The sequence below is a fragment of the Rhodococcus sp. WB1 genome (genome assembly GCF_001700945.1).
Lineage (GTDB): Bacteria > Actinomycetota > Actinomycetes > Mycobacteriales > Mycobacteriaceae > Rhodococcus > Rhodococcus aetherivorans.
The window spans coordinates 4,526,972-4,551,116 of record NZ_CP015529.1; the positions used below are offsets into that span (position 1 = coordinate 4,526,972).

Consider the following 24,145-nt stretch of genomic DNA (forward strand, 5'->3'; position numbering starts at 1 on the left):
GATCTCCCTGAACACCATGCGCATTCTGCCCAGCTTCTGGTCAGCGCGATGGGCGAGAACATCCGATCTGCACCTCGACGAAGCTGTCCTCGGGTTCGCGTTCTCCGGCTATCGGCTGGTGGCGTCCGTTGCCGCGTTTCCGAGGGCCGTACTCGCAGACCGATGGGCGCCGTGAGAGCACTGCGCGCCGCCGGCCTCGGTGCGTTCGCCCTGGGTCTTGTCTTCACCTGGGCCGCGCACTCCGGTGCGGGTTTGGTACTCGCACTCGCGGTGGTCGGACTCGCTCCGGCCTTGGCCACACCCGCAGTGAACGTGGTGATCATGTCGGGTGTGCGCGTCCAACGACGCGCGCTTGCGTTCGCGGCGGCAAGTGCCAGTCCCGTGACGGCGCTGATGGTGGCCGGAGCAACCGCGCCGGTGCTGGAGAGACTGATCGGATGGCGGTCCGCCCTCGGCATCGGGGGTCTGGTCGCCGCGCTGATCGTGCTGTGGCTACGCGGGGCACAATCGCAACGGACGCGTTCCGTCCCGGCCGCTGCTCTGGAGAAGGTGTCGTTGCGTCCCTCTGGTGGTGATGATGACCGGGGTCCTGGCCGGCAACGTGGCATTGGGCGGCGCCACGGCCTTCGTGGTGATCGCCGCTCCCACTGCCGGCCTGGACATCGCGTCCGTCTCGTTCGTCGTTGCCGCCTGTGCCTGTGGATCGATCCTGTTCCGTCTGACGTGTGCTCTGATAGTCGACCGGCGGGGATCGGACCCGTTCCCCGTGGCCTGGATGATGATGGTGGCCGGCGGCGGTGGGGTTTCGTTCTGTTGGCGTCAGGGATTCCCGGAGCATTTGTCGCCCGACTGATTTTGGTCTTGGTGCCCGGCTGGTCGTGGATCCCGCTGCTCGTACACGGGGTCACGAGCCGGTATTGCGATGCGGTGGCACCGGCCTCCGGTGTGGTCCAAGGTGCATACTTCGGCGGTGGTGTCGTAGGACTCTCGATAATGGGGGTTCTCGTCACGACCGCTTCGTACTCGTTTGCCTGGTTGGCGATGGGGGCTGCCAGCCTCGTCGCTGCACTCTCGGTCCTCGGGCAGGAACGCCGACTTCCACCGTTCCGCACGGCACGGGTGGGATGCTGATTCAGGCGTGGCCGTCCCGATCGGCCCTCTCGTCGCACGCTTTTTCGGATGGGGATGTGCGTTGCCAAGCCCCGGTACCCGCGCTGACGCATGCCCGGGGGTACCCCCGCCGGACCGATTCTTGTGGAATCGTGCCCGACGTGCGTTCGACGGCCTGCAATAGCGTTCGCAGCCACAAGTGCCCACGCTGTCGACACGCATCGCCACGCCGTGGCGACCGTGACCGTCCCTCAGGTTCCGCCCCTTGGGCCGGAGCACGTGAGGCAGACCCTGCGCGTGGGTCTGCCTCACCCGTCCTGACGACTGAGTTGGAGGAAGCGCCGGAACTCCACGCGGGCGTAGGAAAGCAGAGGATTCACCATCGGACTGATCTTGGTCTTGGCGCCCGGTTAGTCATGGATCTCGTTGGTCCTGGTTCTCACTGCATGTGACGCGGGGGCAGCGGTCTCCGGTGTGGTTCAGGTTGCCGACGTCAGTGGTGATGTCTTCGGCCTCGTTACCATGGGCGTACACATCGCGTTCACTTCGTACTCGATAACTTGGCTCTGGACGGGTCCTGCACGCAGTGTGTCGTCGCGTTCTCCTGGGTGGGAATGTCGCGGACACCATGCGCCGTGTCGGATAACGCTGTAGCACTTCGTTATCCGACACGGCGCACCGCGTCGCATTTGCCGATTTACAGGCTCAGTGGGCGGTCCCACCTCCGTCGACCACGAAGGTTTGTCCGGTGACGAGGTCACCACCGGAGCCGTGCAGGTGTAAAGCCATGGATGCGACGTCGTCGGGATTGCCCAGTCGGCCGGCCGGGGTACCGGCGATCATCACGTCGTACAGCTCCTTCGGGATATCGCCCAGGATGGGAGTCTCGATAGTGCCGGGCGCGAGGACGTTGACCCGGATTTTCTCGGAGGCGTCCTGGATGGCAGCTTGGCGGGAGAGGCCGAGGATGCCTCCCTTCGCAGCGGCGTACGCGGCCGTGTTCTGCATGCCGATCAGCGCGGCGACCGAGGAGACATTGACAATCTTCCCGCCACCGGAACCGATCATCGACGGCAGCACAGCCTGCATGCCGAGCCCCATTCCCTTCAATGGGCCGGGTCACGGCTTGTCCCGGCCGCCCTGTCACGACGCTGACGCGTTCAGACCAGGGTGTAGCCGCCGTCCACGAGAATGTCGTCGCCGGTGATGAACGAGGACTCGTCGGAGGCGAGGAACAGAGCAAGGTTCGCCACTTCGGAGGGACTGGCGATGCGATTCAACGGGGTGGCGTCCTTGATGCCTTGGATGAGATCGGCCGGAAGGTGGGGTGTCATTCCGGTGCCGATCACGCCGGGCAGGATGGCGTTGACGCGAATGTTGTCCTTGGCGTACTCCACGGCAGCAGTCTTGGTCAGCATAACGACGCCTGCCTTGCTCGCGCAGTAGGCGGGCATGTTCGCGAAGGCGACGTTGGCGGCCATCGAGGCCGTACTGATGATGGAGCCCCCACCGTTCTTGATCATTGCCGGGATGCCGTGCCGCATGCCGAGGAATACACCTTTGAGGTTCACATTCAGCACCTGGTCCCACGCCTCCTCGGTGTATTCACCGGTGGCCGCTTGGTCGCCGTCGATGCCTGCATTGTTGTACAGCACATCGAGACGGCCGAAGTGGGTGATGGCTGCCTGGATCATCGCCTCGACGTCGGCCGACTTGGAGACGTCGACGTGGACCGGAATACAGCCCTCGCCGAGGCGCTTGGCCACCTCTTCCTGCTTTCCGGAGATATCGGCCACCACGACCTTGGCACCTTCCCGATGGAAGACCTCCGCTGTCGCCTCTCCGATTCCCGATCCCGCTCCGCTGATGACGGCGACCTTACCTGCCAGCCTTCCGGACATTTCTTCCTCCTCGCATCGGGTGAACGACCGTGGAAAACAATCATTCGTTTCCAGAGACGGTAACGCGGGGGGCAAACAGCGTCAATAGGTTTCGGCACAAGCCGGGTAGACGACGATGAAGCCGCCTTTACCCCGTCAGGCCGAGGAGGGATGGTGGCGCCGCCAGAAGCAGCCGAGAGTGCCGGCACTCACAACCCTGACCGAAGGGTGGTTGACGTCACACCGATCGGCATCTAGCCTTGGAAAAAACAGACACTTGTTTTTTGACCCGGACCGTCGGGCCAAGTCCACCCAGAGAGGCAACGAGGCATGACTCAAGAGCAGACGCGCACCACCCCGGACGTCGAGTCCCTCAAGGGACGCTTCGGACGAGACATGTTCAACGACTTCGATATCGACGACCCGAAGTTCAACGAGCACTTCTTCGACATCCTCGACGAGATGGTCGCGAAGTGCCCGGTTGTGCGCAGCAACGTCGGCAACGGGTACTGGATGGTCACCCGTCAAGAAGACGTGCGGAAGGTCGGCCAGGACTGGCGTACCTTCAGCAGCGCCAAGGGATACATGCCGAACCGCCCCGAGGGGCTGCCGTACCTCATGCCCGAGGAATCGGACCCGCCCAAGCACACGGCATGGCGGAAGGTCCTGAACCCGTACCTGAGCCCGACCACCGTCGCCCGGTACGAGGATCAGATCCGCGCCGACGTGAACACCCTCATCGACCGATTCATCGACAAGGGCGAATGCGAATTCGTCAGCGAATTCGGATCGAAGCTACCGGGATGGGCCTTCTTCAAGAACGTGCTCGGCGTGCCGATCGACGACCTCGACATGCTCGTCACCGGCGTGGAGAACGGCACCTTCGCTCCGCCGGAGGAACGGCCCGGACACATGGCGAAGGTCTTCGAGTACCTCGGCCAATACCTGGAGATCCGCAAGAACCAGCCCCCGCGCGGTGACCTGGTCGACGTCATCGCCGCCGGCGTGGAGTACGAGGACGGTCAGCCTGCACCGTGGGAGGACCGGGTCAGCATTCTCGTCGACCTGACCTTCGGTGGCATCGCCACCACCACCTACGTCATGGCGGGTGCCATCCATCACCTGGCCACGCATCAGGGGGATCGTGAAGCCCTTGTCGACAATCCCGACATGATCGAACGGGCGGTGGAGGAATTCGTCCGGGTCTTCCCACCGGTGGTTGCCCTCGGGCGCACCTGCACCCGAGACACCGAGGTCGCCGGCACGCCGATGAAGGAAGGGGATTTTGTTCTGCTCGGTTACAGCACAGCATCGCGCGATCCCCGTGTGGTGGAAAATCCCGGGAAGATCGATATCACCCGGCAGACGGTGCTCCACACCGCTTTCGGCGTAGGCCAGCATCGCTGCATCGGGTCGAACTTGGCACGACTGGAACTGCGTGCCACCTTCGACGAGTGGCTCAAGCGGATCCCCGATTTCGGTATCAAGCCGGGAACCGAGCCGAGCTACGAGACCGGAATTCTGCGCACGATGAAGGATCTGCACCTGGTCTTCTGACCAGCATGCTCCGGGCGTAGACGCGCCGACCAGTGGCGCGACCGGACACTTCGGTCGTGGATGTAGTGAACCACGCATGAACGACGTGATGGAGGATCACGATGAAGGTAGAGATCGACGGCACACTGTGCTCAGGTCATGGACGGTGCTTCATCCTCGCCAAGGATGTGTACCGACTCGACGACGAAGGCTACAACGCCGACCGCGGTTCCACCATCGAAGTGGCGCCCGGCCAGGAGGCAGCCGCCGAACTCGGGATGCGAAACTGCCCCGAGGGAGCGATCGCCCTCGTCGACAATTAGGACGGGACACACGGGCGGGCGCGGAGCAAAGGCAACGTCTCCGCGCCCGCCCCCTCTACCTTCCAGCGCTGACCCGGCTACTCCGACACACTCACTCGTCACCGACCACGCTTTCATCGATGGCGACCAGCCATCCATCGCCACTTCCATCCCCTTCTGCAGGGTTGTACCGAGGACACTTGTCATGGCCTATGTGATCACCCAACCGTGTTGCAACGACGCCTCCTGCGTGCCGGTGTGCCCGGTGGACTGCATCCGCCCCACCCCGGGGGACCCGCAATACCTGAACACGGAGATGCTCTACATCGATCCCGTGACGTGCATCGACTGCGGGGCGTGCATGGACGCATGCCCGGTCGGCGCCATCTACCCGGAGTGGGACCTCACCGGGACCGACGTGCGGTACGCCAGCATCAACGCAGACTATTTCGACAAGCACCCGCTCCAGTCCAAGGGCATGCCGAACATTTCGGTATCGACGATCGCATTGCCCGAGCAGGACCAACCGTTGCGGGTTGCGATTGTCGGCTCAGGCCCGGCGGCCTGCTATGCGGCCGATGATCTGCTCACCAACGTTCACGGGGCCGTCGAGGTCGAGATGTTCGACCGGCTCCCCACCCCCTGGGGGCTCGTGCGGGCGGGTGTGGCTCCCGACCATCAGCGCACCAAGGCTGTCACCGATCTCTTCCGAAACGCCGCAGCCAAGCCGGCTCTGCAGTTTCACCTCAACGTCGAAATCGGCAAGCACCTGAGCCACCCGGAGCTGATGTCGCACCACCACGCCGTCATTTACGCGGTCGGCGCGCTACGCGACCGTCGTCTCGGCGTTCCGGGTGAAGACCTGCCCGGCAGTCACGCTGCGACCGAGTTCGTGGCCTGGTACAACGGTCACCCGGACTATGCCGACCTGCAGTTCGATCTGTCCGGTGAACGTGCCGTCGTCGTCGGCAACGGCAACGTCGCCTTGGACGTGGCACGTATCCTGGTCTCCGACCCGGACGATCTCGCTGGAACCGACATCGCCGATCACGCATTGGACGCTCTGCGACACAGCCGTATTCGCGAGGTGTTGGTGCTCGGTCGTCGCGGACCGGTTCAAGCCGCATACACTACCCCGGAGCTGTTGGCTCTCGGAGCGCTCGAGGGGGTCGACGTGGTGGTCGATTCTCAGGATCTGATCTTGGACGAGCACAGCAGAGCTGCGCTGGAGGACCCCGCGGCCGAGCCCTCGACTGTGCTCAAGACCGAGCTCGCCCGCGAGTACTCCACCCGAGTCCCCGACCCGACGCGCAAGCGAATCGTGCTGCGCTATCTCGCTTCACCGACCGCGGTGCTCGGCGCCGGCCATGTCGAAGCCATCGAAATCGCACACAATGAACTCTATCGGGCCGCCGACGGCTCTCTCAAAGCCCGCCTCACCGACCGGACGGAGACCATAGAGACGGGTCTTGTGCTGCGTTCCATCGGATATCGCGGCGCAGGCGTTCCCGGCGTCCCCTTCGACGACGCCACAGGAACGATCCCCCATCGAGACGGGCGGGTCATCGACCCGCAGACCGGCGAGTCCCTGACCGGTGTGTACACCGCAGGCTGGATCAAGCGCGGACCCTCCGGCGTCATCGGAACCAACAAGAAGTGCGCCCAGGAGACCGTCAAGGTATTGCTCGAGGATTTCCTCGCCGGCACACTGGAGGGACCCGCTTCCGACTGCAGCAGGGAACAACTGAGCGCCCTCGTCACCGAACGACAGCCGGAGGTCGTCGACTACCGAGGATGGCAGGCCATCGACGCTGCCGAACGCAAGCAAGGCAGGGAACACGGACGTCCCCGCATCAAGATCACCAATGTGAAGGCGATGCTGGAAGTGGTCAAGGTGCACGACACCTCGACACGCTGATCTCCCACCTCGCAACGGCGGTGCGGTCACGGCGGGAGTCAGTCCTGTGGCGGAAGAGCAGGGTTTGAACACGTCAATGCAGACACTGCACGGGCCTTCGATTCGAGGGCGGGACCGCAGGACACGCCGCGATAGTCCTGCGCTGCAGTGTGTGCGAACAGTCGCGTTGTGCATCCGCCCGTCGATCAGCGGCAGCTGTCCGAAAGGGCGCCCCTGCGTCGGCCGAGTGCACCCAGGGGAATCAATCCGCAGTATTGAAAAACAAATGATTGTTTGCAACACTGGAGACCAGCCCACTGGATGCCGGAACGCCCGAACTTCTCACACTGGGCCGATCCATCTACGGATCAGTACTTCCCGTCCGGTCCGTTGCGCCCCGAGGCACAACGTGAACGAAAGGAGAGATCGATGACCACCGAAGACCAAGAGTTTATCGACTTCGCAACCAAGTGGCTCCCTTTCGGCGGGGGCGACGAATACATTCTTCCCCAGTTCGGCGTCACGCCGTACACCTTCTACCTACGACTGCACACCCTGCTGCAGTCACGTCCGACGCTCGGCTTGGGGCTGACGGCAAAGCGCAAACTGGCCGAAGCGTGCGCAGCAAAGCTGTCCCAGAGGAGTCGACGCGCCTCCGAGTTGGTTTGACCGCTTACGTCGACCCCGGGTCTCGGGGCGCGAAACTCGAGGAGAAAGGGCAGACGGATGGATCTCGGTGTGCACGGTAAGGCGTTCGTGATCACGGGCGGCTCCGACGGCCTTGGTCTGGCGACCGCGCGCTCGCTGCTCGCCGAAGGCGCCCACGTCACCATCTGCGGCCGCGACAAGCGTCGACTCGACGACGCCGTCACCGCCCTCGGTCACGACGTGCACGCGGTCCCCGCCGACGTCACCCGCATCGACGACCTCACCACCCTTATCGACGCCACCACCGACCGGTGGGGCCGCGTCGACGGACTGCTCAATGCCGCCGGCGTGCATACCGGCGGCCGGTTCGAAGACATCACCGACGAGGAATGGATCGCGGACTACGAACTGAAGTTCCTCGCCGCCGCCCGGACGATCCGCCTCGCCCTTCCGCACCTGCGAGCCAGCCGCGGGGCCGTGGTCAACGTCCTGAGCACCGGCGCCCGCACTCCCGGACGCAAAGCCATGCCGAGTGCCCCTCTGCGCGCCGCCGGGCTGAGCATGACCAATGCGCTCGCCACCGAACTCGGGCCCGACGGGATCCGGGTCAACGCAATCCTCGTCGGCGTCATCCGCAGCGGCCAGATCCAGCGCCCCGCACTCGAGGCGGGCCGCGACGTCGAGGAATACCTACACACGATGGCCGACCGGATGCGGATCCCGCTCGGTCGGGTCGGCGAAGCTCACGAGTTCGGTGACACCGCCGCCTTCCTGCTCTCGCCCCGAGCGGGCTACATCACCGGCACCGCCGTCCACGTCGACGGCGGCCACTGCCACGCCATCTGACAGCGCGTCCAGAGTTGGTCGATGCGCCCCTCCGTCGATCCGCTGGCGAAAGGTCCGACCGATCCAGCCGATGCCGGACTACCCACCATCCCCACGGTTGCCTCTCCCCTGTCGGTGGTCGTGGTCTCAGTTGAGCGATCGGCCGGAGCCGAGCGCCCTGCCTCCTCCTCGGCAGGGTGTTCGGTTATCCACCACCGCGTCTCGACAGACCTGGGGGCTTCACGAACGAGATGAAGGGATGGTCCGTCGACGAGGCGATCAGCCATCCAGAGCGTAGTCGACGGCATCGTCGAGCCCGAGTCCTCTCCCGTGGCGCAGTCGGGCTTCGAATTCGTTGTTACCGAGAGTAATCCGCGCGGACTTCTCGCATTCCGCATGATTGCGGTCAAGCGCACGGAAGAGTAGCGATGAGCTTCCGGTCGCACGTCCCAACGACTCCGCTGCGCCCATCAGTACGGCAGCGCGTTCGGCACGGTTCTCAACGTCCTCGGTCCACGCCAGCGCCTCGAGGCATACCGCAGCAGCCAGAGGTTCGCCGACACGCCGAATCACACCGAGCGCCTGCTCGAGCATCACCCGAGCCTCATGGTGATCGCCCTCCTGGAACAGCGCAACACCCAAGGCCCACTGCGAGTAGGACCGATACACGAACTCACCGTGCGCTTCGGTGATGGCCAGCACCTTCCGGTGGCACTCGATCGCTCGGTCGGTATCGCCGCGCAATTCGTATGCGAGACCGAGCATCACCAGAATCCAGACGTGCCGCGAAAGGTGATGTTCCGCATCGAAGACCGCGAGTGCACGCTCCAAATGCGTGCAGGCCTGGACCAGATCACCGCTGTACAAAGCGAGAAGGCCGGCGGCGTGATCGGCGCGGGCATCCAGGAGCGGGTCGTTCGCGCCCTGGACCAGGGCTTTGCACTGCTCGACCAACTCAGCCCCGGTAGCCAAATCGCCCTGCAGTTCGGCGAGAACACTGTGGGCATAGAGGGCGTCGATCCTGTCATTGCTGGAGGCGAGAGGATGCATGAGCATACGTCCGAGCCAGTGGCGGCCTTCGTTGAGCAGCCCCCGTGCCAGCCAGTACGGAAACAGCGCGGTGGCCATCCGTAATGCGGGATCCGATCTGGACGCGGCCGGTTCGGTCGAAGCGAACTCGAGGGCCTCACGCAGATTCGGCAACTCTCTGTTCAAGCAGGTGATCCAGTCCAGCTGCCGGGGACTGATCCATTCCGCTTCTGCCCGCAGGACCATCTGCTCGAACCACTCCCGGTGGCGGTGGCGCCACCCGAGGTACTCATCACACTGTTGAGCCTTCTCGCGACCGTACTGCCGGATCGTCTCGAGCATCCGGAAGCGAACCTGATCATCGTGCTGTTCTCGAATCATGATCGACTTGTCGACCAGCGCAGTGACCCGGTCGAGAACGTCGGTAGAGGTCGCGGTGCCGCCACTCAGGTACTCGACCGCCTCGAGGCCGAAACTGCCGGCGAAGATCGACAACTGTTGCCACAGTTGCTGTTCGGCGGGCGTGCACAGATCGTAGCTCCAGTCGATCGACAGACGCAGCGTCCGTTGTCGTGTGGGCACGTGCCGCTCCGCCGTGGTCAGGACGGTGAACCGCTCGGCCAAGCGTTGCCGGAGCTGCTCGGCAGACATCACCCGCATGCGGGCCGCCGCCAGCTCGATGGGCAAGGGCAGTCCGTCGAGCCGGGTACAGACCTCCACCACAGCGGCACGGTTGTACTCGGTCAACTCGAAGTCCGGCACGGCGGCTGCTGCCCGCTCGACGAACAGCTTCAACGCATCGAATCGGCGCGGTTCCCGGACCGATCCCAATTGATCCAAGGGCGGCACCGACAGCGGCGATACCCGCATGACCACCTCACCGCGAATACCGAGGGGTTCACGGCTGGTGGCCAGAATGCGTAGATCCGGACAGTGTCGCAACAACCGGTCCGCCAGCCGCGCCGCAGCGTCGACAATCTGCTCACAGTTATCGAGTACCAGCAGAAGCTGTCGCGAGGCCACGAAGTCGACTACTGCATCCTCCAGCGATCGACCCGGCGAATCTCGGACGTCGAGTACCTCGGCCACGACATCGACGAGTAGCGCCTCGTCGTTGAGTTCTCCCAACTCGACCAGCCACGCACCGTCGCGGTAGCTCGGCTGCAGCTCCGTCGCGACCCGCAGCGCCAGCCGCGTCTTACCCACCCCACCGATCCCGGTCAGCGTCAGCGCGCGGGAGGCCGTCAATCTCTTCTTCGCGGCGGAAACTTCTCGCCGGCGCCCCACGAAGGTGGTCGATTCGGCGGGCAGGTTCCCCACTCGGCGGACAGGTCTCACAGCATCGGGTAATCCGGGCCGGAGCCGGCCGCTGTACTCGAGCAGCGCCATCTCGTCGGCTCGCTGCCCTCGACTCACCTGGATTTGTTGCAGCTCGTGCCCAAAGGCTGCTGCAGTGCTCGGGCGTCGGCGGGGATCGGCGTCCATGGCGCGTTCAACAGCGCGGCTGATGTCATCCGGAAATCCGTTTTCGCGTAGATCCGGGACCGGCTGGGTGGTGATCCGCAGGAATTGGGCGACCACCTGCTCACCCTGTCGGCGTTCGAAGGCAGCGTGCCCGGTCAGAGCTGCGAACAACGTCGCTCCGAGGCCGTAGATGTCCGAGGCCACACTGGGACGCTCGCCGCTGAGCACCTCCGGCGCGGTGAATGCGGGCGACCCGATGATCGCCCCGGTTTCGGTTTCGAAGCCCCCTTCGATGTGGGCAATCCCGAAGTCGGTCAGCACCGGCTCGCCGTACTCGGTGAGAAGGACATTCGCCGGTTTGACATCGCGGTGCAAGACTCCCAGCCGATGGGTCGTGTCCAAGGCACCGGCAAGCCGGACCCCCATCCGCAGGGCGTCGTCGACCGACAACGGACCTTGGCGGCGGATCCATGCGTCGAGGGAAGTCTGGGGGTAGTACGGCATCACCAGATAGGGCCGGCCACTGTCGGTCGTCCCGACCTGCAGGACATGGACGATGTTGGGATGCCCGGTCAACCGGCCCATGGCCCGCTGCTCACGCAGAAACCGGGCAAGGTTCTCCTCGTCCAATGACACGGTGAGGATCTTGACGGCGACCGTACGGTCCAAGGCCCGCTGCCGACAGCGGTAGACCATGCCGAAGCCGCCGCGTCCGATCTGCTCGGCGTCCTCGAAACCCGCTGCCCCGAGTTCGGCACCGATGGCCGTCGCGTCGTCGCGCTGAGTCGCCCGCGGATCACCGCCTGCCATCGCAGCAACCTGTTCCAGCGTGTCGGCTCGACCGCTTCAACGCAACAATCAGGCTTGTTCGCCGTTCCTTCAATGCCATGTGCCACCTCTGCGGACAGTTTCAGAATAGCGCGGCAACACCGCCGTCACCGTGCAGCTGATGTCGACGAACGTCTGGAACATGATCCACATCGTCGCCACCGCGGCGAGCATGCACAGGAACGGATCAGCCGAACCCATCGCCACCCGTAATCCCACCCACAATTGCGCGGCGAACTGCCCGATCACCACCAGCATGCCGAATTCTTCCCCGGTGATCGAAAAGGGGAATTCGTTGTATGCCTGCGGCCTGGAACTCCACTTCGGGTCCGAAGGTCCAGGCCTGCACCCCAACCATCGAGCGCACGATCTACAGTCGCGCCCTGATCTCCTGGACTACGGCTTCGACGTCGGTGTACGAGGATACGGGGAAATCCCCACACAACTGCGCGGTCGCCCGGCTGATGCCCTGCTCTTTCCGACCAGGGGGTGATCATGGCACAATCCTCCCACCGCACCAATTGCCTGAACATCGTAATATGTTGGGGCACAGGGTCATATCTCGGAGAGTAGCCACGCCGCCCCGGTACGCCCCACACCCACGGCCGTGTGTGTGCTCCGGCTGTCGCGCTGGACAGCCCAGTATCCGATGTCGGGGACACACCGCAGCCGCACCGGGGACCGGTGTACGCGGCCGCCAGCCCCGGGGCATTACCGATGTCGAACCTACGTTCCCGTGAGTAGATGGCACTCCCCGGTCCTCATGCTGGTCCACATTCCCTGCGCCAGAAGGGCAGAACAAGCAGGTCGCCCAGTCCGGCGCTTCGAGCAGGGAGGTTGCCATGACCCACGAACAAGGCCGACACGGCGTATGGCAAGCCGACCGTGCCCCTCGACCCGCCAGCCTCCGCACAGCACACCGCTGGGGAAATAGCGCCGGTCGGGCAGGACACCGGGCGGGCGGGACTATACGACGCACTGCGCACTGCCGGCACCGCCTACTTGCGCACCGTCGGCGAAGCACTCGCCGCACACCAGCGCAACGAGACCGGCCCCAACACCGATGCCGGCACCGAAGCGGAAGAGACGAGCTGCCATGCCACGCGCCCGACCTCGGCGACGAAGCCGAACCGGCATAGTGGCGGTGGCAGACTCGACACGCTGATATGGCATTCGGTATCAGCGTGCCGGACCGTCAGCTGTCGACGAACCGAAGGCTAGCATTATCGACAGGTGACAAGGCCGTCCGAAACCTGATGGGGTGCATCGGTCCAGTCTCGGCGGGACCGGTGCCTGAGACGCTATCGAGTTCGCGGCCGATGAGGGCCGGGTCGTGCATTTTCCGCTCGACCGTGTCCTGGATGATCTCTCCGAGCCGGATCAACCCTCGATCGTTGCGAGTGGCAGCGGTCGGCGAGCGACCCGACGGTGCTTTCCAGCTGCTGCGACGGTGAGCGGCTCGAGTGGCTCGGCTACCGCGGTGGTGTCGGCCTGGCGGGTGGCTTCGAGGGCGTTGGAGCGAGCTGTCCGGGCCATGTGCTCATCCCGGGTGACGATTTCCGGCTGGCCGCGGATCCGCTCGCACAGCCGGGCGGCGTCCGGGCGTTGGACAGCGGCAACTCGGCGCGCAGGGGTTGGCTGCGGCATCGTGGCCTGTGCTGAAGGAGACAGGAATGCGACGTCACGGGGTCAACGCCCGACAATCGTCGAGCTGAGCGGGGGGCTGGCCACCGCCGCGTTCCCGGCTGTCGTCCTGGATCACCGTGCCGACGTACCGATTCGTGAACGGGATCTTGTCGGCCCCCACGGTCCCCTGCAGCACGATCTTGCCGTTGACCCGGGCTGTGTACAGGTCTCCCTCGGCCCGCAGCTCGATCACTGCGCCTTCGGGAAACCTCGACGTGGACGCGTACTGCGGAGTCCCCGCCACGGGGGTGAACCCGTTCGGGTTGGCAGGATCTTCGTGGTACAACGCCATGATGCTGTCGGTGAACGCGAACTGCACACCGGTGTCGACACCGGGATTGGCGCGCACCACCGGACCGATCGACGAGTGCTCCGGCTCGCGTCCGTTCCAGCGGACCACACACCGCATCACCTGCGTCTCGCTCGGCATCGGCTCACTCCAGAACGCAAGACTCAACGGAGTCGACGGAGTCCCCCGGCCGTCGAGATGACCGTTCACGATCTTCAGTGTGCCTCCACCCCAGGTGATCCAGTTCGGGCCGAGCGGGCCGTCCGGGCGATCGAAGTCGTCGGCCGCACGCAGCACCAAGGGGGTCGCCGGAGCCGGTGCGCGGTAGTTGTCCCCGCCCCTCTCGTCGGCGGTGTCTATGAGCGGCGAGGCCACGATCCTCGGAATCGGAGCGAATTCGGGCCCGGCAGGGCGGGCATGTGGGTCCGCGGTACCCGGATCCGCGTCAGCCAGAGGTGCCAGTCCGGTTGCGAGGGCGAGCGACCCACACACGATGCCGAGCCGCACGGCGCCTTTTCGGACGGACGTGAGAATACGATCGTTCGGTTCGGGAAGCACGCCGGGAATTTTAGGGCCCGAAAGCACATATGACAGTGATGCTCGTCACGACCACGTCCCTCCGGGCCGCGGCGGGCCGATGTCTCCAACGCCCATATGCACCGATCAGAGGCATACACGGTGTCAGTAGTGGGGGACCCTGGCGGTCCTGTTTCCGGGATTCGAACGGCCGCCTCGACGGCGGAGCTCTGCGCCCAGCCGTGCAGCCTGACGCGTGAGGTGGTCGCGTTCGGGGAGGTTGGGCGCCGATCGGGCCGCTTCGGTGTAGAGCCGTGCTGCGGTCACCAGGTCACCGGCACGCTCGTGGAGGTACGCCGCGGCGGCGGCATGGCGGGGCAGGGCGGGGTCGAGCCCCGCCAGGGCGGCCAGACCGGCCCGCGGGCCGTCGGCCTCGCCGACCGCGACGGCGCGGTTGAGGCGGGCCACCGGGTTGTCGGTGAACCGCAGCAACTCGTCGTACCACTCGACGATCTGCACCCAGTCGGTCTCCTCGGCCGTGCGGGCATCGGCGTGGAGCGCGGCGAGGGCGGCCTGGGCCTGGAACTCCCCCAGTCGGTCGCGGGCGAGCGCTGCCTGGAGCACGTCGACGCCCTCGGCGATCAGACGGGTGTCCCACAGGCTGCGATCCTGCTCGGCCAGCGGCACGAGGCTGCCGTCGGTACGGGTCCGCGCCGGGCGCCGTGCGTGGTGGAGCAGCATGAGCGCGAGCAGGCCCGCCACCTCCTCATGCTCGATCATGGCCGCCAGCTGGCGAGTGAGCCGGATCGCCTCGACGGCGAGGTCGACGTCGCCGGAGTAGCCCTCGTTGAAAACGAGGTAGAGCACGCGCAGCACCGTGGCGACGTCACCGGGCCGGTCGAACCGGACACCCGAGAGGGTCCGCTTGGCCCGGCTGATGCGCTGGGCCATGGTTGCCTCGGGCACGAGGTAGGCCTGCGCAATCTGTCGCGTGGTCAGACCGCCGACCGCGCGCAGTGTCAGCGCGACCGCCGAGGCCGGCGTCAGGGACGGGTGCGCGCACAGAAAGTACAGCGCAAGCGTGTCGTCCACTGCCTCGGCCGGGCCGGGCCCGGGCTCGACCTCGACGAGCACCTCGCGCCGCCGCCGGGAGGACTCGGCGCGGGTGGCGTCGAGGAACCTGCGCCAGGCCACGGCGACCAACCAGCCCTTCGGGTCCCGCGGCGGATCGTCCGGCCACACGCGCACCGCTTCGACCAGGGCGTCCTGCACGGCGTCCTCGGCCGCCGCGAAGTCGGCTCCGCGGCGGACGAGGATCCCGATCACCGTGGGGGTGAGGGTCCGCAGCAGGGTCTCATCCACCGTGCCTCACTCCGTGACGGTCGGAGGCGCGGACAGGAACGGGCGCACCTCGAGCCACTCGTGAATCGGCTTCCCACCCGCCCCCGGAGCCGCAGACAGCTCGCCGGCCAGCTCCAGCGCCCGCTCGTAGCTGTCGACGTCGATCACCATCCAGCCGGCGATCAGATCCTTGGTCTCGGCGAACGGGCCGTCGGTGACCGGCGGCCGCCCCTCGCCGTCGTACCGGACGAACGTCCCCTCCGGGGACAGCGCCTGCGCGTCGACGAACTCTCCGGTGCCCTCGAGCCGAGCGGCGAAGTCGTTCATGTACTGCATGTGGGCGGAGATCTCCTCCGGCGTCCACTGGTCCATCGGCACGTCGTTGACCGGTGCGGGCGCGCCACGGTAGTGCTTGAGCAGCAGGTACTTGGCCATCGTGTTCTCCTTGATGCGGTACAGCCCATTGTGGCCGTGTTCACCTCAGGGACGGAGCCGTGCTCGGGATCTCGACATCCCACCGCGACATTTCCCGGCGATCCTCCTGACACCGCGCACTCTGCGGCGCCACGGGAGCCGCGACGAGCTTCGCGCCCGCGGGCTTGCAGGCCGGCCACGACGGCGTCGAGCGAGAGAATGTGGGCAAGAACCAGAACAGGGCCGGCTCCCGTTCCCGGAACCGGCCCCTGACCTGCCGTGCAGCGTTTCCGCTGGTGGAGCCCCCTGTCAGGATTGAACTGACGACCGCTCGCTTACAAGGCGAGTGCTCTACCACTGAGCTAAGGAGGCAGTCGAGCGGCCCCATCATATCGGTAGCGCCCGCTCCACATGCGACCGCCCGGGTTCGTTACGGTGGATCCATGGCTGCTGTTACCGCGCGCATCGCCGAACACCGGACGGACGGGAGCACGTAACGGTGGGGACGCTGGCAACCGCCTTCGGGAAGCTCGTCCTCGACCGTCGCGCCACCCTCGACACCATCACCGAGGCGCCGGCGCCGCTGCAGCCGATCGACCTGACCGACGACGCGACGGTCGCCGAGGCGCTCGACGTCGCCGTCCGCGTCGGCGAGGTGCTGCTGGCCGCGGGCACGGGTGCGATCGACACCTCCGAGCAGGTCCGTTTCGTCGCCGCGACGTACGGCCTGGCCCAGTGCGACGTGGACGTCACCTACAACTCGATCGTGCTCTCGGCGTACCGGGGGCCGACGATGCCGCCGGCGAGCACGATGCGCGTCGTGCAGTACCGGTCGATGGATTTCACGCGGCTCGCCGCGGTGGACCGGCTGACCCGGCGCATCCGACGGGAGGCGATCTCGCCGGCGCAGGCCCGCGAGGATCTGCTGGCGATCACGACGGCGCCGCACCCGTATCACCGCTGGGTGGCGACGTTCGCGTGGGCGGCGATGGCCGCGTCGATCTCGGTCCTGCTCGGCGGTGGCGCGCTCGTGGCGGTGATGGCGTTCGCATCCACGGCGGTCATCGACCGGACGAACCGCGTCCTCAACGGCATGGGCCTGCCGTTCTTCTTCCAGCACGTGGTCGGCGGCATCATCGCCGCGACGCCCGCGATCCTGTTGTTCAACCTGCGCGAACCGTTGGGTGTCGACGTGCCGCCGGGCCTGATCATCGCGGCCGGCGTGACGGTGCTGCTGTCGGGACTGTCGCTGGTCGGTTCGGTGCAGGACGCGATCACCGGGGCACCGATCACCGCGTCGGCGCGGTTCTTCGAGCTGGTGATGATGACCGGCGGAATCATCGCCGGCGTGGCGACGGCGCTGAAGGTGATGGAGGCGCTCGGCGCGGAGCTGCCGGTGATCAGCAACGATGCGCTGCCGACGGCGACCGCGCTGCCGGTGAAGGTGCTCGCCGGTGCGGCGTCGGCGTTGTTCTACGCGCTGGCGTGCTACGCCGAGCGACGGGCGCTGACGGCCGCCGCGCTCGGCGGTGCGGTGGGCAGCCTCGTGTTCTTGATGTCGATGGAGTTCGCGGTGGGTCCGATCATCTCGTCGGCGACCGCCGCGACGGTGGTCGGCTTCGCCGGTGGCTTGATGGCGCGACGGGCGCTGACCCCGCCGCTGGTGGTGGCGGTCGCCGGTATCACCCCGTTGCTGCCGGGCCTGTCGTTGTATCGGGGCCTGTACGCGGTGATCGGCAGCGAACTGCTGCTCGGGCTGACCGCGCTGTTCTCGGCGTTCGGCATCGGGTGCGCGCTGGCGGCAGGGGTGACGCTCGGCGAGTGGCTGGCCCGCACGGTCCGGCATCCGCGGAGCGTGCTGCGGGCGGGGTCGCTTCGCCGGCCGCAGTTGCGCCGCGTCCGGCGGGTGCGTCCGTACCGGGGCTCGAAACGCCACGAGAGTCACTCCGCGGGTGGTGCACCCACGGCGTGACTCTCGGTCGACGCGGTTACCGCGGCAGGTCAGGCGCCCGCGTTGCGGGCCTTCTCGTCTGCCTCCATGGCGTCACGCAGGCTCTTCGGCCGCATGTCGGTCCAGTTCTTCTCCACGTACTCGACGCATGCTGCACGCGACTCCTCCCCGAACACCACGCGCCACCCCTGCGGCACCTCGGAGAAAGTCGGCCACAGCGAGTACTGCTCCTCGTCGTTCATGAGGACGTAGAAGCGGCCGTCTTCGTCGTCAAAAGGATTCGTGCTCATCTCGCCTCACTTGTCGCATAGGTGTGCTGCTTTCGTACCCTAGCAAGCCCGGGGGTCCGGTCATGACCCGCTGGTAGTTTTCCTCCGCGCCGCTCGAGGACGGATCCGAGGATCTCCCCGGACCGGATCGCCACGTTCGACAGCAGCGACGCCGTCAACCCATGGGTCTTCTCGGTGCCGCCCTGCAGATAGATCCCGGCACGGACGTCGCCGGCGGTGGGCAGCCGGTAGTCCCGGTCGACCGTGCGCAGCGGCGACGACGCGGAAGCGAGGGCGCCGAGCAGGGGCGGCAGCGGGGCGGGCTCGAACCCGGTGGCGAGGACGACGGCGTCGCACATCAGGGTGTCGGTGAGTCCGTCGATCGTGCTGCGCACGTCCACCTCGATTCCGGTGGTCGACTCGGTGACCGCGGCGATCTCGGAGGCGCGCCGCATGAACAGCCGCCGCCGTCCGCTGACGCGTTCGCGGTACTCGGCCGCGTACAGCGCGGTGATCAGGTCGGGGTCGACGACGGAGTAGTTGGTGCCGCGGTGCAGGGCGAGCAGTCGTGCCCGCTCGGCCTCGGGTGCGGCGTGCAGTTCGTCGACGGTGGCCGGGTCGAAGATGCGGTTGGCGTACGGACTGTCGTCGGCGGGGCTGTAGCCGAAGCGGGCGAAGACGTTGTGCACTTCGGCCTGCGGATAGTGGCCGTGCAGGTACTGCACCACCTCGGCGGCGCTCTGGCCGGCGCCGACGACGACGAACCGCTGGTGCACGGGCGCGGGCATCTCGGCCAGATGGAACAGGAACCGGTGGTTGTGGAAGCAGCGCGCGGTCTCGGTGGCCCACGCGGGGATGCGGGGCCGCAACCCCACGCCGACGACGACGTTCCGGGCGTGCACGACGGTGCCGTCGGCGGTGTGGACGGCGAGGCGGTCGGCGATGCCTGCCTCGTCGTGCACGGCCTCGACCGCGGTGACCTCGGTGCCGTAGCGCACGTCGGCGTCGACGCGGCCGGCCGCCCACTGCAGGTAGTCCTGGAATTCGTGCCGCGTCGGGAAGAACGTCTGGTGGTTGACGAAGTCTACGAGCCGGCCCCGGTCGTGCAGGTAGGCGAAGAAGGTGTAGGGACTCGTGGGGTTGCGGAAGGTGACCAGGTCCTTCGGGAAGGCGATCTGCATGGTGGCGCCCTCGAGGAGCATGCCGGGATGCCACGCGAAGGCGGGTTGCCGCTCGAAGAACCGTGCCCGTACGGGATCGTGCGGGGCGTCGGCATTGTGTTCTTCGACGGCGATCGCCAAAGCGAGATTGGCGGGCCCGAATCCGATCCCGACGAGGTCGAGGAGTTCCGGTGGTTCGCCGTCCGGCGACGGCGAGTCACCGCTGTCGTTGCAGGATCGGTCGGTCATTGGTCGCTCTTCCGTGCTCTGGGGCCGCAGCCGCGGATGGATCGATCGCACAAGAAGATAGCTCAGGCTATCCTTGGTTTGGTTAGCCTACCAATCATCGAGGTCGGCTGGGGAGGCTGCGCTGCACCCCTCCCGGCCCGGCTCCGGCCCGCCCTAGTTGCGCTCCTCCGCCCGCGCGAACAGGTCGCCCTTGCGGATCTTGCCGGTGGCGGTCATGGGCAGCGCAGCCACGAGTTCGACGATCGGCACCTTGTAGCCGGCCATGTTCTCCCGCGCCCACGCCACGAGCCCCTCGGCCGTGACGGCCGTGCCGGGGACCGGCTGGACGAACGCGAACGCGACCTGTCCCCTGTCCGGATCGGACTTGGGGACCACCGCGACCGTCGCGACGTCCGGATGCATGCGCAGCAGCGCCTCGACCTCGGCGGGGAAGACGCTCATGCCGTTGGTCTTGATCATCTCCTTGTTGCGGGCGAGGTAGTGCAGCGCGCCCCGCTCGTCGAACCGACCGACGTCACCGGTGCACAACCAGGCGCCCTGGAACGAGTCCGCGGTGGCCTCGGCGTTGCGGTAGTACCCGGTCGTCACCGAGGGGCTGCGCACGATGATCTGCCCGGTCACGCCGATCGGCACCGGAACGCCCGTCTCGTCGACGATCAGGATGTCGGTGCCCGGCACCGGCAGGCCGCAGAACACGGGCTCGCTCTGGAGGTCGACGTCGCCGTCCTGGAAGCCGAGGGTGAAGGTGTCGGCGGTGTTCGTCTCGGTCATGCCGTAGCTCGCCTCCCGCAGGGTGTGGCCGGTCGCGTCGCGCCACCGCCGGCGGATCGCCGGATCCAGCTTCAGCACGAACGACACCGCCATGGCGTTGTCGAGGCTGGCGGCGCGGCTGCCGTCGAAGCCGGGCGCCTCCAACAGCTCCACGTAGTTGTCGACGGTGCCGACCGTGCTGGTGACTCCGTGCCGCTCGACGAGGGCCAGCGCGGCGTCCGCGTCCCACCGGGTCATCAGCACGACGGTGCCGCCGTTGACGAGGGGATTGAGGATGCCGAAAACCTCGCCGGCGATCCAGAACATGGGCAGGTAGTTGAGCACCACCGTCGTCTCCCCCACCCGGCGGCCGCCGCCGACGGTGGCCGCGGCGGCGGTGTAGACCATGTGCCACTGGGTGTGCTCACAGCCCTTCGGCATGCCGGTGGTGCCACCGGTGTAGTTCAGCGCGGCGAGCGCGTCCGGATCGGTCGCGACGGCAGGAGCGCGGGGGCTGTCGACGATGCCCGCCCAGTCGCCGACGGCGGGATCGGCGACCGGGAAGGGCGGTGGCACCTCCCCCGGCGCCACACCGGCGAGCATGTCGCCGAGGGCGGTGACGGCGACGTGCCGCACAGGGGTGCGCGGCCGGACCGCTTCCACGAGCGGGAGCAGTTCGGGCTGCGTGAGCAGGATCGTGACGCCGGCGTCGGCGAGCTCGTGGGCGAGTTCGTGCTCGCGCAGCATCGGGTTCACGGGCACGTGGACGGCGCCGATCTTGAGGATCCCGAGCATCGCGACGTGGAACTGCGGGCAGTTGCCGAGGTGGACACCGACGCGGTCGCCGGCCCGGGCGCCGCGGGCGAGCAGCCAGCCGGCGAACCGGTCGGAGAGGTCGTCGTACTCGGCATAGCCGACGGTGCGACCGTAGAACTCGATCGCGGGGGCGTGGGGACGCACGCTCGCCCAGTGCCGCAGGTAGTCCACGAGCCCGCGACCCTCGATCGGGTACTCCACCGTGCGCGGCACCTCCGGCGGCCAGTGGGCCTCCTGCACCCGCCGGATCTCGGCGAGCGCGGCCTCGAGCGCATCGGAATCGGTGGGGACCGTGTCGAGCTGGCGTGTCATGTCGACCTTCCGTTTCTCGGGGCATCCGCGACGGCCGGGGTGATCCCGGTCACCCGCCATGTATAGTTGAATCCGGTGTCGGATTCAACTGCCCGGAATTCTCGCGAGGAGTCCGAATCACCGCACCGCAGTAGACGTTCCGCTGCCGAAAGGAATACGCATGGCGTCCGTGAACAAGCAGGTCCGATTGGCGCGACGACCGGTCGGCCGCCCCGACGAGTCCACCTGGGACATCACCACCGCACCCGTTCCGCGGCCCGCCGACGGCGAGTTCACCGTCCGCGTCGAGTATGTCTCCCTCGACCCCGCCATGCGGGGGTGGCTGAACGACGTCCGTTCGTACATCCCGCCGGTCGCGATCGGCGAGATCATGCGCGCCCATGCCGTCGGCCGGGTACACGAATCCCGGCACGACGACTACAAGGAGGGGCAACTCGTCTCGGGACACTTCGGGGTGTGCGACTACGCCGTCTCCGACGGTAGCGGCGTCGTCCCGGTCGACGAATCCCTTGCGGCCCCGCCGGTGTGGCTGGGCGCCCTCGGATTCCCTGGCATGACAGCATATTTCGGCCTCGTCGACGTCGGGCGGATGAAGCCGGGCGACACCGTGCTCGTCTCGGGCGCCGCCGGGGCCGTCGGCAGCATCGCCGGGCAGATCGCCAAACTGAGCGGGTGTCGCGTCATCGGCATCGCCGGCGGGCCCGACAAGTGCGCGTGGCTCACCGACGAACTGGGCTTCGACGCCGCCATCGACTACAAGGCCGGTTCCGTGGGCCGGGCGCTGCACGCCGCCGCGCCGGACGGGATCGACATCTACTTCGACAACGTCGGCGGTGAGACGCTCGACTCGGCGCTCGCCGTGCTGCGCAAGAATGCGCGAGTCGTGTTGTGCGGTGCCATCTCCGGCTACAACGCGACCGACCCGCAGCCGGGGCCGTCACGCTACCTGTCCCTGCTGGTGAACCGGGCCTCCATGGCCGGGTTCATCGTCTTCGACTACCTCGACCGCTTCCCCGAGGGCATGGCCGCGGTGTCGGAGTGGATCCGCCGCGGCGAACTGGTCACCCGCGAGCAGGTCGAGAGCGGCGGCGCCGAGGCCTTCGGGCGCACGCTCAACATGCTGTTCGACGGTGCGAACACCGGCAAGCTCGTGCTGAAGATGACCGACGACGCCTGAGGGCTCGCGCGGGGTGGTCGAGTGTCGGGCCCGCCACCCCGCGACCGGCCCCAGCGATCAGTTCTCGAACCGGTAGACCGCGTAGGCGGTGCGGATGACCGGCTGCGCGACGTTGCGGACCCGCACGCCGCCCGGGGTGGTGCCGCGCTCGCACCCGGCGTGCGCGTGCCCGTGCACGGCCAGGTCCAGGTGGAACTCGTCGACCGGTTCGCCGAGCAGATACGACCCGAGGAACGGGTAGATCTCGGCGGGTTCGCCGCGCAGGGTGTCGCTGATCGGCGAGTAGTGCAGCAGCCCGACGCGGACGTCGGCACCGTCGAGCTCGGCGACGGCGCTGCGGAACCTGTCGGCCAGTTCCACGGTGTGCCCGGCGAACTGCTTCATCTCCGGCTCACCGAACGCGCTCGCGCACTTGCCCGCGAAACCCCCGCCGAATCCCTTGGTCCCCGCCACACCGAGCCGCGCCCCGCCCACCTCGAGGACGACCGACTCACCCTCGAGCATGACGATGCCCCGGTCGCGGAGCAGTTCGGTGATCTCGTCCGCGGCGTCGCTGTGGTAGTCGTGATTGCCGAGCACCCCGACGACGGGCACCGGCAGGTCGCCGAACTCGTCGGCGACGACGCGCGCCTCGTCGACGGTGCCGTGCCGGGTGAGATCACCGGCGAGCAGCAGCACGTCGGCATGCTCGTGCACGTGTTCGAGGGCGGGCCGCAGATGGCCGCGGGCGTCCTCGGCCAGGTGTACGTCGCCGACGGCGGCAATCCTCATCGCAGTTCCTCCACCGAGGTTCCGGGGTCGCGCGAGTCGACCACGTGCACGTCGTTGTGGACGGTGACGTCCGGTAGCTGTTCCTGTACCACCACGGTCAGCGCGTCGCGGCGTGCGGCGCTGGCGACCTCGCCGGTCAGGTACACGTCGGTGCCGCGGATCGTGACGCGCACGCCCTGTTCGGCGGTGCGGGGATCCTCGGCCAGGGCGCGGTGCAGGTGCGCCACCACATACTGCGGGTGATCCTGCTCCGGGTGTTCGTGACTCATCGCCGGACCTCCGAGCCGGGTTCGATGATGCCCAGGTCTGCGAGCAGGCCGAGGAAGGCGCGGGCGTACGGCGACGCCGCCGTGGCGGTGGCCACCTGGGCCCAGTCCACCTGCTCGCGCAGGGCGCGGGCGATGCGCAGCAGCGGCGCGAAGTCGCAGCGGTGCGCGTCGAGCACATTGAGCTTGTCGCTCATCAGGTCGGTGCCGCTGATCACCGGCGCCGCGGTCGGGCCGATGCGCATCCACTGGGCGCGGGCGAGCATCGAATCGTCGACGTCCCGGTCGTTGGGGCGGAAGATCAGGTCCACGAGATGCTCCCCCTCGTAGACCTTGCTCAGCCAGTTCTCGGGCGGATCGACCGGACGCATGCCGGCGGCGACGAGCGCCTCCCGCGCGGCGTCCACGTCCCGGGGGCGGACGAACAGGTCCACGTCGTGGTCGGACGCGGGCCCACCGCGCGCGTACACCGCGCATCCACCGCCGACCGCGAACGGCACCCCGGCTTCGTTGAGGGTGTTCGCCGCCTTGGTCAGCACCTGCAGCAGCTGGGTCTCCTTGACCGACTCGTCCGGCGAACCCGCGACGTCGACCGTCGCGGCGTCGGGGCTGTGGGGCTGTGCGTTGGTCATGGGTGGCGGGTACCCGCGCGCCGACGG

21 protein-coding genes, 1 tRNA gene and 1 pseudogene are annotated in these 24,145 nt (G+C 67.2%); 9 read left to right on the forward strand and 14 right to left on the reverse strand.

Annotation, left to right across the window (positions count from 1 at the left end):
* Positions 1 to 162 precede the first annotated feature (162 nt).
* Together A4U64_RS29240 and A4U64_RS28890 are read left to right on the forward strand one after the other, a co-directional pair.
* Positions 163 to 480 (forward strand): annotated as a pseudogene (locus A4U64_RS29240) (hypothetical protein); the annotation flags it as partial.
* Between the two features lie 88 nt (positions 481 to 568).
* Positions 569 to 853: a hypothetical protein gene (locus A4U64_RS28890; protein ID WP_006942924.1), complete on the forward strand. Its 285-nt coding sequence runs from the start codon at positions 569 to 571 to the stop codon at positions 851 to 853.
* A gap of 962 nt (positions 854 to 1,815) precedes the next feature.
* Here the strand turns inward: A4U64_RS28890 and A4U64_RS20205 are convergent.
* On the reverse strand, positions 1,816 to 2,199 hold the full coding sequence (locus A4U64_RS20205) for an SDR family NAD(P)-dependent oxidoreductase (protein ID WP_232334116.1): 384 nt from the start codon (positions 2,197 to 2,199) through the stop codon (positions 1,816 to 1,818).
* 71 nt (positions 2,200 to 2,270) lie between these two features.
* A complete protein-coding gene (locus tag A4U64_RS20210; protein ID WP_006942922.1) occupies positions 2,271 to 3,011 on the reverse strand; it encodes an SDR family NAD(P)-dependent oxidoreductase in 741 nt (246 codons plus the stop codon).
* Between the two features lie 309 nt (positions 3,012 to 3,320).
* Here A4U64_RS20210 and A4U64_RS20215 point away from each other — a divergent pair, with 309 nt between their 5' ends.
* The 5 genes from A4U64_RS20215 (at position 3,321) to A4U64_RS20235 (ending at position 8,219) form a co-directional block, all read left to right on the forward strand.
* Positions 3,321 to 4,547 (forward strand): cytochrome P450, encoded by a 1,227-nt coding sequence (locus A4U64_RS20215; protein WP_006942921.1) that lies wholly within the window; start codon positions 3,321 to 3,323, stop codon positions 4,545 to 4,547.
* 101 nt (positions 4,548 to 4,648) lie between these two features.
* Complete coding sequence (locus A4U64_RS20220; protein WP_006942920.1) at positions 4,649 to 4,849, forward strand: ferredoxin; 201 nt, start codon at positions 4,649 to 4,651, stop codon at positions 4,847 to 4,849.
* A 184-nt stretch (positions 4,850 to 5,033) separates the two neighbouring features.
* Positions 5,034 to 6,746 (forward strand): FAD-dependent oxidoreductase, encoded by a 1,713-nt coding sequence (locus tag A4U64_RS20225; RefSeq protein ID WP_065923020.1) that lies wholly within the window; start codon positions 5,034 to 5,036, stop codon positions 6,744 to 6,746.
* A gap of 408 nt (positions 6,747 to 7,154) precedes the next feature.
* Entirely contained in the window at positions 7,155 to 7,394 is a 240-nt protein-coding gene (locus tag A4U64_RS20230) for a hypothetical protein (protein WP_044476293.1), read from the forward strand.
* Positions 7,395 to 7,451: 57 nt separating this feature from the next.
* Entirely contained in the window at positions 7,452 to 8,219 is a 768-nt protein-coding gene (locus A4U64_RS20235; RefSeq protein ID WP_006942918.1) for an SDR family NAD(P)-dependent oxidoreductase, read from the forward strand.
* 258 nt (positions 8,220 to 8,477) lie between these two features.
* Here A4U64_RS20235 and A4U64_RS20240 read toward each other — a convergent pair whose 3' ends face one another.
* From A4U64_RS20240 to A4U64_RS20270, 6 genes are all read right to left on the reverse strand, one after another.
* A complete protein-coding gene (locus A4U64_RS20240) occupies positions 8,478 to 11,501 on the reverse strand; it encodes a protein kinase domain-containing protein (RefSeq protein WP_006942917.1) in 3,024 nt (1,007 codons plus the stop codon).
* Positions 11,502 to 11,570: 69 nt separating this feature from the next.
* Positions 11,571 to 11,873, reverse strand: coding sequence for an FtsW/RodA/SpoVE family cell cycle protein (locus tag A4U64_RS20245; protein WP_081637032.1), 303 nt, complete (start codon positions 11,871 to 11,873; stop codon positions 11,571 to 11,573).
* Between the two features lie 1,327 nt (positions 11,874 to 13,200).
* Positions 13,201 to 13,869, reverse strand: a complete 669-nt coding sequence (locus A4U64_RS20255) for a hypothetical protein (RefSeq protein WP_232334117.1) — start codon at positions 13,867 to 13,869, stop codon at positions 13,201 to 13,203.
* 306 nt (positions 13,870 to 14,175) lie between these two features.
* The gene (locus A4U64_RS20260) at positions 14,176 to 15,372 is read right to left on the reverse strand and encodes an RNA polymerase sigma factor (protein WP_006942910.1); all 1,197 of its coding nucleotides are present in this window, start codon (positions 15,370 to 15,372) and stop codon (positions 14,176 to 14,178) included.
* Between the two features lie 6 nt (positions 15,373 to 15,378).
* Complete coding sequence (locus tag A4U64_RS20265; protein WP_006942909.1) at positions 15,379 to 15,786, reverse strand: YciI family protein; 408 nt, start codon at positions 15,784 to 15,786, stop codon at positions 15,379 to 15,381.
* 276 nt (positions 15,787 to 16,062) lie between these two features.
* Positions 16,063 to 16,137: transfer RNA gene (locus tag A4U64_RS20270), tRNA-Thr, on the reverse strand.
* Positions 16,138 to 16,264: 127 nt separating this feature from the next.
* Here A4U64_RS20270 and A4U64_RS20275 point away from each other — a divergent pair.
* Positions 16,265 to 17,737, forward strand: a complete 1,473-nt coding sequence (locus A4U64_RS20275; protein WP_006942907.1) for a threonine/serine ThrE exporter family protein — start codon at positions 16,265 to 16,267, stop codon at positions 17,735 to 17,737.
* A 29-nt stretch (positions 17,738 to 17,766) separates the two neighbouring features.
* Here the strand turns inward: A4U64_RS20275 and A4U64_RS20280 are convergent, their stop codons facing one another.
* The 3 genes from A4U64_RS20280 to A4U64_RS20290 all read right to left on the reverse strand — a co-directional run bounded on the left by A4U64_RS20280 (position 17,767) and on the right by A4U64_RS20290 (position 21,272).
* Positions 17,767 to 18,006, reverse strand: a complete 240-nt coding sequence (locus tag A4U64_RS20280; protein WP_003936798.1) for an MbtH family protein — start codon at positions 18,004 to 18,006, stop codon at positions 17,767 to 17,769.
* Complete coding sequence (locus A4U64_RS20285) at positions 18,003 to 19,394, reverse strand: lysine N(6)-hydroxylase/L-ornithine N(5)-oxygenase family protein (RefSeq protein WP_065923021.1); 1,392 nt, start codon at positions 19,392 to 19,394, stop codon at positions 18,003 to 18,005. The genes A4U64_RS20280 and A4U64_RS20285 overlap by 4 nt, the downstream gene beginning before the upstream one ends.
* 153 nt (positions 19,395 to 19,547) lie before the next feature.
* Positions 19,548 to 21,272 carry an AMP-binding protein gene (locus tag A4U64_RS20290; RefSeq protein WP_065923022.1) on the reverse strand — a complete coding sequence of 575 codons (1,725 nt, stop codon included), beginning with the start codon at positions 21,270 to 21,272 and terminating at the stop codon, positions 19,548 to 19,550.
* Between the two features lie 160 nt (positions 21,273 to 21,432).
* Between A4U64_RS20290 and A4U64_RS20295 the strand changes: the two genes are divergently transcribed.
* A complete protein-coding gene (locus tag A4U64_RS20295) occupies positions 21,433 to 22,449 on the forward strand; it encodes an NADP-dependent oxidoreductase (protein ID WP_006942896.1) in 1,017 nt (338 codons plus the stop codon).
* 57 nt (positions 22,450 to 22,506) lie between these two features.
* Here A4U64_RS20295 and A4U64_RS20300 read toward each other — a convergent pair whose 3' ends face one another.
* Genes A4U64_RS20300 through A4U64_RS28290 form a run of 3 tightly spaced genes read right to left on the reverse strand, consistent with a single transcriptional unit; the run spans position 22,507 to position 24,118 of the window.
* A complete protein-coding gene (locus tag A4U64_RS20300) occupies positions 22,507 to 23,220 on the reverse strand; it encodes a metallophosphoesterase family protein (RefSeq protein ID WP_006942891.1) in 714 nt (237 codons plus the stop codon).
* Positions 23,217 to 23,489 (reverse strand): BON domain-containing protein, encoded by a 273-nt coding sequence (locus tag A4U64_RS28285; RefSeq protein WP_006942889.1) that lies wholly within the window; start codon positions 23,487 to 23,489, stop codon positions 23,217 to 23,219. Before A4U64_RS28285 ends, A4U64_RS20300 begins: the two co-directional genes overlap by 4 nt.
* Positions 23,486 to 24,118, reverse strand: a complete 633-nt coding sequence (locus A4U64_RS28290; RefSeq protein WP_029541180.1) for a nucleotidyltransferase — start codon at positions 24,116 to 24,118, stop codon at positions 23,486 to 23,488. Before A4U64_RS28290 ends, A4U64_RS28285 begins: the two co-directional genes overlap by 4 nt.
* Positions 24,119 to 24,145: the final 27 nt, after the last annotated feature.

Excerpts from the sequence above, each read along its gene's own strand:
- A4U64_RS20235 (WP_006942918.1), top strand. The coding sequence starts at position 7,452 with ATGGATCTCGGTGTGCACGGTAAGGCGTTCGTGATCACGGGCGGCTCC.
- A4U64_RS20230 (WP_044476293.1), top strand. The coding sequence starts at position 7,155 with ATGACCACCGAAGACCAAGAGTTTATCGACTTCGCAACCAAGTGGCTC.
- A4U64_RS20210 (WP_006942922.1), bottom strand. The coding sequence starts at position 3,011 with ATGTCCGGAAGGCTGGCAGGTAAGGTCGCCGTCATCAGCGGAGCGGGA.
- A4U64_RS20205 (WP_232334116.1), bottom strand. The coding sequence starts at position 2,199 with ATGCAGGCTGTGCTGCCGTCGATGATCGGTTCCGGTGGCGGGAAGATT.
- A4U64_RS28290 (WP_029541180.1), bottom strand. The coding sequence starts at position 24,118 with ATGACCAACGCACAGCCCCACAGCCCCGACGCCGCGACGGTCGACGTC.
- A4U64_RS20265 (WP_006942909.1), bottom strand. The coding sequence starts at position 15,786 with ATGGCCAAGTACCTGCTGCTCAAGCACTACCGTGGCGCGCCCGCACCG.
- A4U64_RS28285 (WP_006942889.1), bottom strand. The coding sequence starts at position 23,489 with ATGAGTCACGAACACCCGGAGCAGGATCACCCGCAGTATGTGGTGGCG.
- A4U64_RS20280 (WP_003936798.1), bottom strand. The coding sequence starts at position 18,006 with ATGAGCACGAATCCTTTTGACGACGAAGACGGCCGCTTCTACGTCCTC.
- A4U64_RS20300 (WP_006942891.1), bottom strand. The coding sequence starts at position 23,220 with ATGAGGATTGCCGCCGTCGGCGACGTACACCTGGCCGAGGACGCCCGC.
- A4U64_RS20295 (WP_006942896.1), top strand. The coding sequence starts at position 21,433 with ATGGCGTCCGTGAACAAGCAGGTCCGATTGGCGCGACGACCGGTCGGC.
- A4U64_RS20225 (WP_065923020.1), top strand. The coding sequence starts at position 5,034 with ATGGCCTATGTGATCACCCAACCGTGTTGCAACGACGCCTCCTGCGTG.
- A4U64_RS20285 (WP_065923021.1), bottom strand. The coding sequence starts at position 19,394 with ATGACCGACCGATCCTGCAACGACAGCGGTGACTCGCCGTCGCCGGAC.
- A4U64_RS20220 (WP_006942920.1), top strand. The coding sequence starts at position 4,649 with ATGAAGGTAGAGATCGACGGCACACTGTGCTCAGGTCATGGACGGTGC.
- A4U64_RS20290 (WP_065923022.1), bottom strand. The coding sequence starts at position 21,272 with ATGACACGCCAGCTCGACACGGTCCCCACCGATTCCGATGCGCTCGAG.
- A4U64_RS20240 (WP_006942917.1), bottom strand. The coding sequence starts at position 11,501 with ATGGCAGGCGGTGATCCGCGGGCGACTCAGCGCGACGACGCGACGGCC.
- A4U64_RS20215 (WP_006942921.1), top strand. The coding sequence starts at position 3,321 with ATGACTCAAGAGCAGACGCGCACCACCCCGGACGTCGAGTCCCTCAAG.